Consider the following 15,819-nt stretch of genomic DNA (forward strand, 5'->3'; position numbering starts at 1 on the left):
TCCTTCGAAAGGCCTCCGCCCGAACCATCGAGGAGCTGTGGCAAACCATCGCCGATCTCATCGATGACTTCCCACCACAGGAATGCGCAAACTACTTCCTGAATTCAGGGTATGGATTCAAGCAAACTTGAAACGCTCTAGTGATAGACCACGTCGGGCAGCCAGGTGGCCAGATCGGGCACAATCAACAAGACGGCGATGAGCACGAACATGGCGATCAGGAAGGGCACGGCGCCCACGCTGACGTCGTTGAACTTGCCGCCGCGCGAGCGAATGCCATGCACGACGTAAAGGTTGATGCCGATGGGCGGCGTGATCAGGGCTGCTTCCATGAGCACGATGATCATGATGCCGAACCAGATGGGGTCGAAGCCCATGTGCATGACGATGGGGAAGACCACCGGAATCGTCGTCAGCATCATCGAGAGCGTCTCCATGAACATGCCGAGCAGGAGATAGAAGAGGATGATGACGATCATCGTCTCCATGGGCGTCCAACCCAGGTCCTTGATGGTGGTCAGGATGGTCTGCGTGACGCCCATGAAACCGAGCACGAAATTGAGGAACACGGCGGCCAGGATGATCAGCATGATCATCGAGGACGAGCGCATGGTGCCCTCGAAGGCCAGCTTCAGCATCTCGACGCTGAGGGCCTTGTTCCAGGCCGCGATGATGAGGGCGAAGACGACGCCGATCGAAGCCGCCTCGGTGGGCGTGGCGACGCCGGCGTAAATCGAGCCCACCACGGCCATGAAGAGCAGCACCGGCGGCAGCAAATCGGGCAGCACCCGGATGCGCTCGGCCCAATTGGTCTCCACCTTGTCGCCGCCCCAATCCTTCTTCCAAATACAGGCGATGGCGATGACGCCCATGAACAGGACCGCCAGCGCGATGCCCGGGAAGATGCCCGCGAGGTAGAGCTCGGGCACCGATGAGTCGGTGAGCAGGCCGTAGATGATCAGGTTGATCGAGGGCGGCACCAGGATGCCCAGCGTGCCGCCCGCCGCCAGCGATCCCAGGAACAGCTTTTCATGGTAGTTGCGCTTCTCGATCTCGGGGTAGGCCACCGTGCCGACGGTGGCCGCCGTGGCCACGGAGGATCCCGAGGAGGCGGCGAAAATGGCGCAGGAGCCAATGTTGGCGTGCATCAGGCCGCCGGGCATCCAGGAAAGCCACTGCACCACGGCGTTGTACATGCGTAGCGCGATACCGGAGCGCAGCATGATCTCGCCCAGCAGAATGAACATGGGAATGGCCACCAGGATGTACTCGATGCTCTGTTCCCAGATGAAATCGCCGAGCATCAGCGACCGCCGGCCACGCATGAAGATTTCGTCGAGAGAAAGGCTGAGGATGCCGAGAACGGCGGCCACCGGCACCGCCGCGACGACCAGGGCAAGCAAGATTCCAATGATCAGGAAGGGCATGGCTAGACGTGGGTTTCTTCGTCGATCTCTTCTTCCACCGACTTGACGCCGGCGATCTTGCCGATGGTCGACCAGTCGCCGCGGAAGAGAGCGGTAAATCCGTAAACCGACAGGAAAATCAAACAAAGCAGGAAAAATCCGAGCCCGCTTATCCAGAATATCTGGGGTATCCATAGCGGTGTCGCCAGGGTGGTCTGGGCCGACGAGTTGAACTCGACGTTCTCCAGGAACATGCCCCAGCCGTTGGTGGTGAGGAGATAAACGTAGTAGAGCAGCAACAACATGCCGACCAGGTCCAGCACGGCCTTCGAGCGCAAACCAAGCAGGTTATAGAAGGCATCGATGCGAATGTTGGAGCGCGTCAGCAGGCAATAGGAATAGGCCCAGGTGGTGCCGGCGGCGAAAACGTAGCCGGAGATTTCGTCGGAGCCCGAGATAGTGACGCTGAAAATCTTCCGCGCCAGAACGTCCAGCGTCACCATGATGGCCGACAGCATGAGGGCGCCGCCGCCAATCCACACGGCGACGCGGGAGATGCCGAATAACCTGTCGTGGATGGTTGCGAACATGGGGTCGCGGCGGCAGGGCTGAAAAACCGTGCGGGGGCATCGCCCCCGCACGGCCTTGGTTGGTTTGAAGCCCTTGCCGGGGCGCTAGTCGGTCGACGCTTTCATGCCGACGATCTTGCCGATCGTGTTGTTCCACTCTTCGGCGCAGGTCTTGCCGCAACGCTTGGCCCAGCGCTTGAGGACCACGTTCTGGGCAATATCCTTGAGCATGGCCTGATCGGCAGCCGAAGGCGTGATCGGCACCATGCCGCCGGGCTTGCCCTTGTCGCAAGGCCCGCTGGCGTTGCAGTCCATGCCTTTCTGATCAAGGCCGGCTGTGAAGGCCCACATTTCGTCTTCCAGCTTCAAGGCTTCCGACATGATCAAATCCTGGGTGTCCTTGTTCAGGCTCTTCCAGGTATCCATGTTGATGGCCGTGAAAGTGGCCGCATAGCCCACGCGAACCCGAATGTTATGGGTCACCACCTGCCACCATTTGGCGTTGTAGGCCGGCATGGTGCCGGTGATGCCGCAATCGGCGACGCCCTTTTGCAGGGCCGGCACGACCTCGGCAAAGGCGATGGTCACGGCGGAGGCGTTCAGGCCCTCGATGAAATCGCCCAAGGTGCGGCTGTAGGTGCGGATCTTCTTGCCCGCCAGATCCTTCAGCGCCACCTTCTTGACGCTGCGGTCCTTGAGGTTGCACCAGAGCTGCTGGCTGGGGAAGGAGTATACGTTGATCAGTTTGGCGTTGTACTTCTCGGCGATTTCACGCGCCAGAATCGGCCGGTAGACGTTCATGGCCTTGCGGTAGGTAGGAAAGTCCTGGATGACGCCGGCCAAGTCGATGCCCTCCAGCGCCGGGCTGGCCTTGGCGCTGTAAGAGGTCAGCGCATGCACCGCGTCGTAGGCGCCCTTCTTCAGGCCCGACATGACTTCGTAGCCCTTGAGGCCCAACTCGGTATAGGGCTTGGCGTTGGCCGTAAGCTTGCCGCCCGAGGCCTTGGGCAGGCGTTCGGTCCAGAAACTTTTTTCGAACCGCTTCCAGTTCTCCAAAAAGCCCCAGGTGCCGACCACCTCGAAATTGAACTTCTGCACCTCCGCCGCCGCCGGCGTTGCCGCCAGTGCCAAGGCGCCGCCGACAAGGGCGGCGGCCAGTGTTTTCTGAATTTGCATCGTAGCCCTCCCTATTCATTGCGAATGCTATCAACTGAGAATTTTGTTATTGAGATTGATAGCCAAGTCCGAGAGCATCATCGGCACCTGCGCCACGTCGTTCAAGACCTTTTTCAAAGGCCAAGGCGGTGAAAACGGGAGGATCCGGCATGCCACGCATCAAGGAGATCGAGGCCGGCACACTGGCGGCCGACGCCCAAGCCATATTCCGCCGCTACGTCACGGAATACGGCCCCTTCGAGAACCAGGCCAAAATTTTCGCCCAGCGGCCGCCGGCGCTCAGGCACATCATGGGGCTTTTGCTGGAGTTGATGGACGAGGCCGTGCTGCCCAAGCGCTACCTCGAAATCGCCCTGGTCACGGTTTCGAAAATCAATGCCTGCGCCTATTGCGTCGCCCATCACGGGCCGCGCATGACCGGCCAGGGCTTCGATGCCCGGGCTTTCGACAAGCTGCTGGAGGATACGGTCCCCGGTTTCGACGAAGTCGACCACCTGGTGCGCGACTATGCCAGAGAGGTGACGGAAAACTTCCAGTACATGCGCGACGCCATCTTCGAGCGCCTGAAGCAGCATTTCAGCGAGGAACAGATCTTCGAGCTGACGCTGCGCATAGCACTTTGCGGCTTCTTCAACCGGGTCAATGATGCCCTGCAAATAACCATGGAAGACGGCGTGGCCCAGGCCACGGGGTAACCCGCCCCGCAATACGATTCAGGCGGCCAGCGAAGGCAGGTCTATGGCGTCGGCGCGCGAGGGCACGTCGGTTATCAACAGACAGCCGGGTTTGTGGGTGATGGCGATCTCCGGTTTGGCCTGCAGCATGGCGTATTGCGGCGTGATGCCGCAGCCCCAGAAGACGCAGATCTCCCCCTCGCGCACTTCCACCGGGTCACCGACCAGAGGTGTATCGAGATCTTCGATGCCGATTTGGCGGGGATCGCCGATATGCACGGGCGTGCCATGAGTCATGGGGAAACGCGAGGTGATTTCGATGGCGCGGATGGCGTCCTTGGGCGGCATGGGCCGCATGGTGACGCACATCCGGCCGCCAAACGGCCCCGAAGACTGCAAGGGGATATTGGTCATATACATGGATACGCAGACGCCTTGGCTGATGTTCCTGAGCTCGATGCCGTCTCGCAGCAGGGCGTCTTCGAAGGAATAAGAGCAGCCAACCGCGAAGGCGACGAAATCGTCGCGCCATAGCCCGCCGATATCCGTTACTTCCTCGACCAATTCGCCATGGCGCCAGATGCGGTAGCCGCTGAGATCGGTGCGCAGGTCCAGGTCGGCACCCAGAGTCGGCATCGTCGGCAAGCCTTGGTTGGAGGTGCCGACCAGGGGGCAGGGCTTGGGATTGCGCTGGCAGAAGGTGGCAAAATCCAGCGCCAGCGCGCCGGGCAGGATGATCGGGCTGGCCTGCATGAAGCCGGGCGCCATGCCCGAGGTTTCCAGGAAGGCCGTCGAAGCAGGGTCGCGCAGCATCGCCCTTGCCTCATGGCCGGTCTTCAACGTGCCGGGATCGGGGTGCATGGCAAGCGGGTTGAACTGGGTCATGAGATGCTTTCTCCAAGCAAGGATTGTTGTCTGTCTTTCGGTCTTTGCGGCCTACGAGTCGCCGCTTCGGGGTTCGCCCCAGCCGCCGCCACCGGCTGTTTCGAGCCACAGGCGATCGCCCCTGTCGAGCACACCCGCCTGGGTCTTCGAAGACAGACGTTGGCTGCTGCCGTCGGCCCGTTCAAGGCGGAATTCGGCGGCCTGGCCGGGGTGGCCACCGGCCGCTCCGTGGGCCGGGTGCAGGGCGCGCTCGAACAACAGCGAGAATTTCACGTCGTCGGCCAGGGAACGCAATACCCGGCGCACCCCCCAGCCACCCCGGTTGCGGCCCTCGCCGCCACTGCCCTCGATCATTTCATAACGCTCGATCAGCACCGGGATGGAGGCCTCGCTGGCCTCGATCGGCAGGTTCATGGTGTTGCCCATGTGGGTGCGGTGGCCGTCCAGGCCCGGACCATTCCGCGAGGCCCCCATGCCGCCGCCCAGGGTCTCGACATGAACAAAGGGGCGGTCGCGGATGGGGTCATGGCCGCCAAGGGCAAAAACGCCGGCCGTGCCGTAGCTGCCGGCGATGGCCCGGGGTCCCATGGCAGGGGCCAGGGCCTCGAACATCAGATCGATCAAGCGATTGGACATTTCCGTGTTGCCCGAGACAACGGGCGCCGGATAGCGGCAGTTGACCAGGCTGCCCTCGGGCGCGACGACTTCAACCGGGCCGTAGGCCCCGGAATTGGGCGGCACATCGCCACCTGCAAGGGCCAAGGCGAGGTAGTAGCAGGCCGATGCGGTAACCGAAATGGGCGCATTGATGGGACCACGGGCCTGTCGCCCGGTACCCGCGAAATCGCACTTTATGGTGCGGCCCGACTTGGTGATGGTGACGGCCAGGACGAGCGGGCCGTCGCCGCTGTCCTCAACGAAGCCGTCGCCGTCGAGATGTTGCCTCGCCCGATAGCTGCCGTCGGCCAGGCCGGCCAGGGCTTGTTCCACCATGTGGCGGCTATAACTTTGGCTTTCCGCCAGGATACGGCGCACGGCCGGCCCGCCGTAACGCTCGACCAAGGCGCCGACCCGGTCGACGCCTCTTTGGTTGCAAGCGATCTGGGCCTGGAAGTCACCCCGGCGGTCGGCCGGCACGCGAACGTTGGCGAACAACATGGTGGCGATTCCCGGATCCAACTCCCCGCCACGGACGATGCGCACGGGCGGAATTCGCAGCCCTTCCTTGACGATCTCGTCGGTCACTGCGGAGCTGCCCGGGGCCGAGCCGCCGATGTCGGGCCAATGCACCCGGCTGGCGGCAAAGCCGAGCACACCGGCGGTGTCGAAGATCGGCGAAAGGATGGTCATATCGGGAAGGTGGGAACCGCCCGAATAGGGATCGTTGGAAAGCACGGCATCGCCGCGCTGCCAAACTTGCAGTGGGAACTCTGCAAGAATGCCCTTGGCCGAGAAAGGCATGGCGCCCAGATGCACCGGGATATCGTTGCCTTGGGCGACCACGTCGCCGGCCTGGTCCAACAGCGCGCACGAGAGATCCGACGAGAGGCTGAGCAGCGGCGAAAACGCCGCCCTGGTCATCACTGATTTCATCTCCTCGCAAATGGCGTAAAGCGCCCCCCGCACCACCTCGAAGGTGATGGGATCGCTTTGCATCTTCAACTGCCCGCCAGCGTCGCTCATGGCTCGCCGTCCTCGATCAACAAAGTGCCCGACGGCAGAGTCTTGACCCGTTGTCCTTCCAGCACCCGGATGGTAGCGCCGAAATCCTCGACAATCAGCGGGCCGCTCAGCGTTTCGTTCTCTGCCACATCGGCGCGGGGCAAAATGTCGATCATGCCTCTGCCGCCGCCCTCCAGCACGATTGTCCTTCGACGCCGGCCGGGTCCGGCCTGGTGCCCGGCTTCGCCGGCCTCTCCGACCTGTGGCCAACCGCCGGGCCAGACCGGCCGGCGGGCGACCAGGCGCAGGTTCACCACCTCGACCTTTTGCTCCGGCAGATCATAACCGTATTCGCTGCGGTAGGCGGTGCGGAAGATGCGGTCCAAATCGTCCCCCGCCAGCCCCTCGTTCTCCAGTGCCAGGGTTTTTTCGAACATTTGGCCCTCGAAGCGAAGGTCGGCCAGGCGTTCGAATAGCGGCTCCGCCTGGTTCACGTCTTCTGCTGCAAAAAGAGCGCCGGCACGCCGCTTCAGCCGCGCGAAGGCCTCCTCCAGGGTCGCCGCATCGAGCTCCGAAGTGCGCTCGAGCAAGGTCTGAACCAGATCGTGGCGAACCTCGCCCAGTAAGGTGCCGATGGCGCTGAACAGCCCCGGATAGGGCGGTACGATCAGGCGCGGCACCCCCACTTCACGGGCGATTTCGCTGGCATGAAGCGGTCCCGCGCCACCGAAAGCCACCAGCGTGAAGTCGCGTGGATCCAAACCGCGGCGCAAGGTCGCCAGGCGCACCATTTCGGCCATATTGGCGTTGGCCAGAGTCAGAACGCCGCGCGCCACCCGCTCCACCGTCCAACCGAGCGGTCGGGCGATCTGTTCTTGCAGCGCGGCATGAGCCGCAGTGACATCGATATCCAGGTCTTCGCTGCCGAAGCCATCGGCGGCGATGTGGCCCAGCGCCACATGGGCGTCCGTCACCGTCGGCCGCGTGCCGCCGCGGCCATAGCAGGCCGGTCCGGGATCCGCCCCAGCGCTTTCGGGGCCGACCTTCAAGACGCCAAACGGATCCAACCAGGCGATGGAACCGCCGCCCGCTCCGATCTCGATCAAGTCGATGACCGGGCTGTTGATGGGGTAGCCGCCGACATCGCGGCCATCGACGAAACGATCGGCATAGAATTCCGTGCTGAGCCGGGGTTGGCCATCCTCGATGACGCCAACCTTGGCCGTAGTACCGCCCATGTCGAAGGCAATCAAATTCCCCAGATCCTCGGCCGCACCCAGAGCGGCGGTGGCAATTACACCGGCGGCCGGACCCGATTCGATGAGATGAACCGGATAGCGCTGGGCATTGGCGGCGGAGGAAAGGCCGCCATTGGATTTGACGACGGCAAGATGCGGGATGGCACGCGCCCGCAGCTCGCGGCCGAGGCGCTGCAGGTAGTCCCGCACGGTGGGGCCGATGAAGGCGTTGACGGTGACCGTGCTGGTGCGTTCGAATTCCCTGAACTCCGACGTGACATCGGACGAGAGGGATAGAAAGACGCCCGGCAAGGCGGCTGAGATGGCCGCGCCAAGCGCCTGTTCATGGCCCTCGTTGGCGTAGGCGTGCAGCAGACAGATGGCCACGGATTCGATGCCCTCAGCCTTCAATCTTGCAACCACGCGCTCGATTTCGGCCTCTGTCAGGGCCGTCATGACAGATCCGTCGTGGGCCGTGCGCTCGGCGATCTCGAAACGCCATTGGCGCGGAACCAGGGGCGGCGAGACCTTTGGTTCCAGGTCGTAAAGCCGCGGTCTGGCCTGGCGGCGCAAGGCCAGGATGTCGCGAAACCCTTGGCTGGTGATCAGGGCCGTGCGGGAGCCACGCTTCTGGATCAGGGCGTTGGTGCCGACGGTGCTGCCGTGGCAGACCGTCTGGGCGGCCAACCCTGTGCGATAGAGGAAGCGCTCGGTCCCGGTGACGGCGGCCAGTGACGGGTCAGCCGGCGTCGATGGCAGTTTGAAGCTGGCCACGATGCGCCCGGCGTCCAGGTCGAGGGCGATGACATCGGTGAACGTGCCGCCGACGTCGATGCCCAGCGCTATGGGGGAAGATTCCGATACCGCCATCAGAAAGCTGAACCCTGCAGATCGGACAGGGCGTCCACCAGTCTGTCCATGTGCTTCTTCAGGCTCACATCCACCCGCAGATAGCGTTTGCCCAGCCCCCTGAACGAGACGGAGCAATCCTTGACGATCACGCCCCGCGCCAGCAGGTCCTGGAAAACCCGCGTCGAATTCATGGCTTCGTCAAGAATCTCGAGCAGGAAAAAGTTTGCCCCCGACCCTTCGATCATGCGGAAGGCGTTGAGGGCCCGCAAACGTTCCTGAACGTAGCCGCGCATTTCCACGATCAGGGAAACCGTTCGCTCGACGTGGGCGGTGTCGTCCAGTGCGGCTATGCCGCCGGCGATCTGTAACTGTCCCATGTTCCAGGTTGGCTTGAGCGCCAACATGGGCCGGATGATCCCGCGCTCGGCAATGCCAAAACCCAGGCGCAAGCCGGCCAGGCCATAGGCCTTCGAGAAAGTCCTGAGCACGATGAGGTTGGCCTGTTCCGCCAGCAGTCCGATGCCGCCGGGCGTTTGGCTGAAGTGGATGTAGGCTTCGTCGAGCACCACCAGGCGGTCGGGCCCGGCCGCCCGGCACACTCGGCGGATGTCGTCGTCAGCCAGCATCAGGCCGGTCGGGCTGTGCGGCCGGGTCAGCATGACCAGGCGGATGTCAGCGCTGATCCGGGCCACGAAATCGTCGAGGCAAAAATCGAACCCAGGGCCCATGGGTACAAATTCCGGCACCCGGCCCTCGGCTTCGGCGAACAGGTGATAGATGGGAAACGCCGGCTCATGCATCAGCAACTTGCCGCCCGGCTCGACGAAGGTGCGGATGATCCAGGAGATGATTTCCGTCTCGCCAGCGCCGCAAATCACCTGCTCGGGCTCGACGCCATAGGTCGCGGCGATTTTCCGCCTGACCGGCTCGGCCGTCCAGCTGGGGTAAATGTCGAGTTGCTGCAGTGCCAGCGCCACCGCTTCGGCCGCCAGGGGCGAAGGACCTAGGGGGTTCTCGGCCGAGCCGAGCTTGGCCACGTCATCGAGGGGCACGCCATAGGTTTCGGCGACGTATTCCCGTGTCAGGCCAGGGCTGTAGGTCTCGGTGGTGGCGAGGGATGGGTTGCTCAGGAACATGATCGAGGCCGTCGATGGTTTGAAATGCAACAAGGTGCATATGTACCAACTATGCTAGCAACAAAACATTTCATCGGTCCCAATAGACTCCCGCTTCCTTGCGGGCCTGATCGAAACGATCGATGTTGCCGACCGCACAGAGCCCCGGGGAAGACAGCATGGCCAACAGCCTTCCGGACAGCGCCGCGGCCGTGGTCATCGGCGGTGGCATCATGGGCTGCTCGACCGCCTATCATTTGGCCAAGCTGGGCGCGCGGAACGTGGTGCTGATCGAGCGCTCGAAACTGACGTCGGGCACGACCTGGCATTCGGCGGCCCAGGTACGGCAACTTCGTTCCACCATCAGCCTGACCCAGCTCACCCAATACAGCGCCAAGCTATACGCCTCCCTGGCCCAAGAGACGGGACAGGAGACCGGCTGGCGGCAATGCGGCAGCATATCCATCGCCACCAACCCCGATCGTCTGGTCCACATCCGGCGCCAGGCCTCCCTGGCCCGGGCATTCGGCATCGAGGTGCATGAAATCGACACTGCGGAGTTGCGGGATCTCTGGCCGGTCCTGAATGTCGACGATGTCATCGGCGCCGTCTATTCGCCCAGCGATGGCCGGGTCAACCCATCCGATGTCTGCGCCGCACTGATCAAGGGCGCGCGTGCCCATGGTGCACGGATCTACGAGGACACCGCCGTCACCGGCTTCCAATCCATGGCCGGCCGGGTCAGTGCCGTGCAAACCACAGGCGGTACCATCCGAACCGACCGTGTCGCCGTTTGCGCCGGGCTCTGGAGCCGCCAGGTCGCTGGCCTGGCCGGGGTTTGGGCGCCGCTGCACGCCTGCGAGCATTTCGCCCTCATTACCAAGCCGATCGCCGGCATCGACCGCATGATGCCGATCCTGGGCGATCACGACGGGCACATGTACATGCGCGAGGAATCCCAGGGATTGCTGGTCGGCTGCTTCGAGCCCAACGCTCGGCCCATCGCATTGGAGCAGCTGCCGGCGGATTTCAGCTTCGACCTTTTGTCCGAGGATTGGCAGCATTTCAAACCAATCATGAAATTGGCGCTGCACCGGGTGCCGGCCCTTGAAGATGCCGAAGTGCGCATGCTGCTCAATGGGCCCGAGAGCTTTACCCCCGACGGCGCCTTCCTTTTGGGTGAGGCACCGGCGCTCGGCGGCTTCTTCCTGGGTTGCGGCATGAACTCCATGGGTATCGCCAGCGGTGGCGGTGCCGGACGGGCGCTGGCGGAATGGATGCTGGCCGGCGAGCCCACGATGGACCTGTGGGCGGTCGACATCCGGCGTTTTGGACGCTTCCACAACAACCTGAACGTGGTTCGCGAAAGGGCCGCGGAGCACCTCAGCCGGCACTACGTCCTCAGCACTCCGGGCCACGAGGCGGCAAGCGTCCGCGATCTGCGCTTGAGCCCGCTGCACCATTGCCTGGCCGAAAAGGGTGCCTGGTTCGGCGAGCGGGCCGGCTGGGAACGGCCCAACGTGTTTTTGCCCGGGAGCAACGGCAGCGCGCCGGCGTTGCGCTTCGGCCGGCCCGCCTGGCATGAGGCCGTGGCAAAGGAACACCAGGCGGCACGCCAGGCCGTGGCGCTCTTCGATCAATCGCAGTTCGGCAAACTGTTGATCCAGGGGCGCCATGCCGAAGCCTTCCTGCAACGCCTGTGCGCCGGAGATATGGCGGTGCCGCCGGGGCGTGCGGTCTACACCCCCATGCTGAACCAGCGCGGCGGCTACGAGAGCGAATGCGTCGTCATGCGCCTTGATGAGCGCCGCTTCATGCTGATTACCGGAGCGGCCCAGGCGGTACGCGACTACCACTGGCTGGAGAGCCATCTGAGCGACGGGGAATTCGTAACACTGACGGATATCACCGCCGGCCTGGGGGTGATTGGCATCATGGGGCCCAAGTCCCGCGATTTGTTGCGCTGCATCAGTTCCGCTGATTTTTCCAATGCCGCCTTTCCCTATTTCAGTCACCGCGAAATCGACATCGGCAATACCGTGGCACGGGCGGCCCGGCTATCCTATGTGGGCGAGTTGGGCTGGGAGATCTATCTGCCGACAGATCAGGCGGTGACGCTCTACCGCCAAATCGAGGCCGCCGGCGAAGCTTTCGGGCTCCGTGACGGAGGCAGCTTCGCCATGGCCGGATTGCGCCTGGAGAAGGGCTTTTGTTCCTGGGGCCATGATATCGGGCCCGACGATACGCCGCTGGAAGCCGGGCTCGGATTTTCGCTCGGGGCCACCAAAGAGACCGACTTCATTGGCCGCCAGGCGATCCTGCGCCAGCGCGATCAGGGCCTTGAGAAACGCCGGGTGATAGTGCTGGCCGAGGACCCGGAGCTCCACCTGATGGGTGGCGAGCCGATCGTAGCGGACGGCAAGATCCTTGGCCGCACGACGTCTGTGGCCTATGGCCACACCATCGCTCGCTCGCTCGGGATGGGGTTCATCCGCGTGGCCGGACAGACGATCGAGGAGCTGTTGTCAGCGGCCTGTTTTGAGCTCGAGGTGGCCTGCCGGCGGCTGCCGGCAACCGCGCAACTCGAGGCGCCCTATGACCCAACGGGGGCGCGCATGCGCGCTGATGGCTGAGGGCTAACCCTTCGGCTCGGCCCCAAAGGCGCCACCGCCCGGCGTCTCCATGACGAAGGTGTCGCCCGGCTCGACGTCGATTTCGTCGTTGCCGGCCAGTTCCACGACGGTTCCGTCGGCGCGGCGCAGGAAATTCCGGCCCCGGGCGCCGCTGCCGCCGCCAGCCAAGCCATAGGGGTCGGTGCGCCGGTGACCGGTCAGCAGCGTCATTTTCATGCTGTCCAGGAACGTCACCTCGCGCACGATGCCGTCACCGCCATCGTACAGCCCCTTACCGCCCGAGCCTTGGCGCACGGAGAAGCTGTCGACCCGCACCGGAAAGCGCCATTCCAGGACCTCGGGGTCGGTCATCTTGGTGTTGGTCATGTGGCTGTGCACGGCACTGGCGCCGGGATGGTCGGGACCGGCACCGGTGCCGCCGCAGATGGTTTCGTAATTCTGGTAGCGCTCGTTTCCGTAGACGAAGTTGTTGACCGTGCCTTGCGACGAGGCCAGGACGCCGAGCGCACCGAAGAGGGCATCGGTGACGCATTGGCTGACCTCGGTATTGCCGGCGATCACGGCGGCCGGATATTCCGGCGAGATGATGGATTTGGGCGGCACGATGACCTTGAGCGGCTTGAGGCAACCCTCGTTCAAGGGAATGGCATCGTCCACCAGACAGCGGAAGACGTATAAGACCGCGGCCAGGCAGACGGCGGTAGGGGCATTGTAGTTGCCGGAATACTGTGGCGAGGTGCCGCTGAAGTCGATCAAGGCTTCGCGCGCCGCACGGTCGACGCTGATCTTGACCTGGACCTGACAGCCGTTGTCCATGGGGTAGGTGAACTCGCCGTCGCTTAAGTGGTCGAGCACGCGGCGCACGGATTCCTCGGCGTTGTCCTGGACGTGGTGCATATAGGCCTGCACCACTTCGAGCCCGAAGTGCTCGACCATGTTCAGCACCTCTTTGACGCCGGTGGCGTTGGCCGCCACCTGGGCCTCGAGATCGGCCATGTTCTGGGCCGGATTGCGACAGGGGTATTGGCCCGAGTTCAACAAAGCCAGCGTTTCCGCCTCGCGCAGCACGCCGTTTTCGACCATCAGGAAATTGTCGATCAGCACGCCTTCCTCGTGGATCGAGGTGCTGTCGGGCGGTGCCGAGCCCGGCGTGCGGCCGCCGATGTCGGCGTGATGACCGCGTGACGCCACGTAGAACAGGATATCCCGGCCGCCTGTGTCGAACACCGGATTGACCACGGTGACGTCGGGCAGGTGGGTGCCGCCGTTGTAGGGCGCGTTGACCACGTAGGCGTCGCCGGGCTTCATCCTGCCCTGGTTTTCCTTGATCACGGTCTTGATGGAGGCGCCCATGGAGCCCAGATGCACCGGCACATGCGGCGCGTTGGCCACTAAGCTTCCGTCGGGCGCGAAAATGGCGCAGGAAAAGTCGAGGCGTTCCTTGATGTTCACCGAGTAGGCGGTGTTGGCCAGCGTGGCCCCCATCTGCTCGGCGATGGACATGAAGAGGTTGTTGAAAACCTCCAGCATCACCGGGTCGGCGCTGGTGCCGATGGCCTCGCGCTTGGCCAGCGCTACCATGCGGCGCAGCAGGCAATCCCCCCGGGCGCTCAACTCGGCCTGCCATTCGGGCTCCACCACGATGGTGGCGGTCTGTTCGCTGATGATGGCGGGGCCGTCGATCTTTTGCCCGGCGATCATGTCTTCCCGGCGATAGACGGGTGTCTCGCGCCATTCCCCCTGGGCATGCATGGACACCGTGTCGGCGGCGGCGGCCGCTTGGCTGAGCGTCTCGTCGAGCAAGGGGCCCACGTCGTCGGTTTCGCTGGCGCCAATGGCTTCGGCGGAGATGGCCTCGATGACCAGCTCGCGGTCCGGCGCGATATAGCCGTAGCGCTGCTGATGGGCCGCCTCGAAGCGTGCCACCATGACCGAATTCCGGGCATCGGGGTCGATGAGCAGAGGATTGTCGGTGCCGGCGTAGCGGAGATGGACCTTGGGCACCACCGAGATGCGCCCGGCTGGGACATCCTGGGCCAAGACGTCGGCCCGGGCCTGGTTGCCGATTTCGGCGAAGGCCCGGTCCAGGAGATCCTGGACGCCTGGGCCGAGCGCTTCGTTCAACTGGCGCTCGCGGATGGCCCGCACGTCCGCCAGCCCCATGCCGTAGGCCGAAAGCACGCCGCCGAAAGGATGCAGCAGAACCGTTTCCATGCCCAGGCCGTCAGCCACCAGGCAGGCGTGCTGGCCGCCGGCGCCGCCGAAGGAATTCAAGGTGTATTCGCTGACGTCGTAGCCCCGCTCGACGGAGATCTTCTTGATGGCGTTGGTCATGTTCTCGACGGCGATGCGCAGGAAGCCCTCGGCCACCGCCTCGGGCGGTTGTTCCGGGGCGCCGGTGGCCTGGGCGATCTTCTCGGCCAGGGCCGCGAATTTCCGCCGCACCACCTCGGCGTCCAGCGGCTGGTCGGCCTGGGCGCCGAACACGGCCGGGAAATGTTCGGGTTGCAGCTTGCCCAGCATTACGTTGCAATCGGTCACCGTCAGCGGCCCGCTGCGGCGGTAGCTGGCCGGGCCGGGGTCGGCGCCGGCACTCTCGGGCCCCACCCGATAGCGCGCGCCATCGAAAAAAAGAATCGATCCGCCGCCGGCCGCCACGGTGTGAATGTGCATCATCGGCGCGCGCAGGCGCACGCCGGCCACGATGGTCTCGAAGCTTCGTTCGTATTCGCCGTCGAAGTGCGAGACGTCGGTCGAGGTGCCGCCCATGTCGAAACCGATGACCTTTTCGAAGCCCGCCATTTCGGCGGTGCGCGCCATGCCCACCACCCCGCCCGCCGGCCCCGACAGGATGGCGTCCTTGCCTTGGAAGCGGTGGGCGTCGGTAAGGCCGCCGTTGGACTGCATGAACATCAAACGCGGGCCGCCACCGCCGCCATCCAGTTCACCCGCCACCTGATCCACATAGCGCCGCAGCAGCGGCGAGAGATAGGCATCCACCACGGTGGTATCGCCCCGGCTCACCAGCTTCATCAGCGGGCTCACGCGGTGCGAGACCGAGATCTGACTGAAGCCGATTTCGCCGGCGATTTGGGCCACCCGTTCTTCATGGTCGTGGTAGCGGTAGCCATGGGCGAAGGCGATGGCCAGCGAGCGGATGCCGCTATCGAAGGCCGCTTGCAGGTTCCGCCGGGCCACGCTTTCGTCGAGCGCCACCACGACGTCGCCATGGGCGCCCACGCGTTCGGGAATCTCGACCACCGTCTCGTAAAGCATCTCCGGCAAGACGATGTGGCGGGCGAACAATTTCGGCCGGTTCTGGTAACCGATGCGCAGGGCATCATGGAAACCCTTGGTGATGGCCAGCACGGTGCGGTCGCCCTTGCGCTCCAGAAGCGCGTTGGTCGCCACCGTGGTGCCCATCTTGACGTTCTGAATGCTGCCGGGCGGGATGGCCTGCCCGGCCGCCAGGCCCATCAGGTCGCGCACACCCTGGACGGCGGCGTCGGCGTATCGTTCCGGGTTCTGCGAGAGCAGTTTATGGGTGACAAGGCTGCCATCGGGCCGCTTTGCCACCAGATCCGTGAAGGTGCCGCCGCGGTCGATCCA

At 64.0% G+C, this 15,819-nt stretch carries 10 protein-coding genes; 2 read left to right on the forward strand and 8 right to left on the reverse strand.

Features of this window, described 5'->3' with window-relative positions; translation table 11 throughout:
* Positions 1 to 137: 137 nt before the first annotated feature.
* The 3 genes from QGG75_09050 to QGG75_09060 form a co-directional block, all read right to left on the reverse strand.
* A complete protein-coding gene (locus QGG75_09050; GenBank protein ID MDP6067384.1) occupies positions 138 to 1,427 on the reverse strand; it encodes a TRAP transporter large permease in 1,290 nt (429 codons plus the stop codon).
* 2 nt (positions 1,428 to 1,429) lie between these two features.
* Complete coding sequence (locus QGG75_09055) at positions 1,430 to 1,996, reverse strand: TRAP transporter small permease (protein ID MDP6067385.1); 567 nt, start codon at positions 1,994 to 1,996, stop codon at positions 1,430 to 1,432.
* Between the two features lie 84 nt (positions 1,997 to 2,080).
* Positions 2,081 to 3,151 (reverse strand): TRAP transporter substrate-binding protein, encoded by a 1,071-nt coding sequence (locus QGG75_09060; GenBank protein MDP6067386.1) that lies wholly within the window; start codon positions 3,149 to 3,151, stop codon positions 2,081 to 2,083.
* 149 nt (positions 3,152 to 3,300) lie between these two features.
* On the opposite strand from QGG75_09060, the gene QGG75_09065 reads away from it, so the two are divergent.
* Positions 3,301 to 3,846: a carboxymuconolactone decarboxylase family protein gene (locus QGG75_09065; GenBank protein ID MDP6067387.1), complete on the forward strand. Its 546-nt coding sequence runs from the start codon at positions 3,301 to 3,303 to the stop codon at positions 3,844 to 3,846.
* Positions 3,847 to 3,864: 18 nt separating this feature from the next.
* Here the strand turns inward: QGG75_09065 and QGG75_09070 are convergent, their stop codons facing one another.
* The 4 genes from QGG75_09070 to QGG75_09085 are packed head-to-tail and all read right to left on the reverse strand — an operon-like array spanning position 3,865 to position 9,598.
* On the reverse strand, positions 3,865 to 4,710 hold the full coding sequence (locus tag QGG75_09070) for a putative hydro-lyase (GenBank protein ID MDP6067388.1): 846 nt from the start codon (positions 4,708 to 4,710) through the stop codon (positions 3,865 to 3,867).
* 51 nt (positions 4,711 to 4,761) lie between these two features.
* Positions 4,762 to 6,393, reverse strand: a complete 1,632-nt coding sequence (locus QGG75_09075) for a hydantoinase B/oxoprolinase family protein (GenBank protein MDP6067389.1) — start codon at positions 6,391 to 6,393, stop codon at positions 4,762 to 4,764.
* Positions 6,390 to 8,480 carry a hydantoinase/oxoprolinase family protein gene (locus QGG75_09080; protein MDP6067390.1) on the reverse strand — a complete coding sequence of 697 codons (2,091 nt, stop codon included), beginning with the start codon at positions 8,478 to 8,480 and terminating at the stop codon, positions 6,390 to 6,392. Before QGG75_09080 ends, QGG75_09075 begins: the two co-directional genes overlap by 4 nt.
* A complete protein-coding gene (locus tag QGG75_09085; GenBank protein MDP6067391.1) occupies positions 8,480 to 9,598 on the reverse strand; it encodes a histidinol-phosphate transaminase in 1,119 nt (372 codons plus the stop codon). Before QGG75_09085 ends, QGG75_09080 begins: the two co-directional genes overlap by 1 nt.
* 158 nt (positions 9,599 to 9,756) lie before the next feature.
* Between QGG75_09085 and QGG75_09090 the strand changes: the two genes are divergently transcribed.
* On the forward strand, positions 9,757 to 12,210 hold the full coding sequence (locus tag QGG75_09090; GenBank protein MDP6067392.1) for an FAD-dependent oxidoreductase: 2,454 nt from the start codon (positions 9,757 to 9,759) through the stop codon (positions 12,208 to 12,210).
* A 3-nt stretch (positions 12,211 to 12,213) separates the two neighbouring features.
* Here the strand turns inward: QGG75_09090 and QGG75_09095 are convergent.
* The coding region (locus tag QGG75_09095) for a hydantoinase B/oxoprolinase family protein (protein MDP6067393.1) at positions 12,214 to 15,819 on the reverse strand (3,606 nt) is incomplete at its 5' end.

The sequence above is a fragment of the Alphaproteobacteria bacterium genome (assembly GCA_030740435.1).
In the GTDB taxonomy this organism is placed as follows: domain Bacteria; phylum Pseudomonadota; class Alphaproteobacteria; order UBA2966; family UBA2966.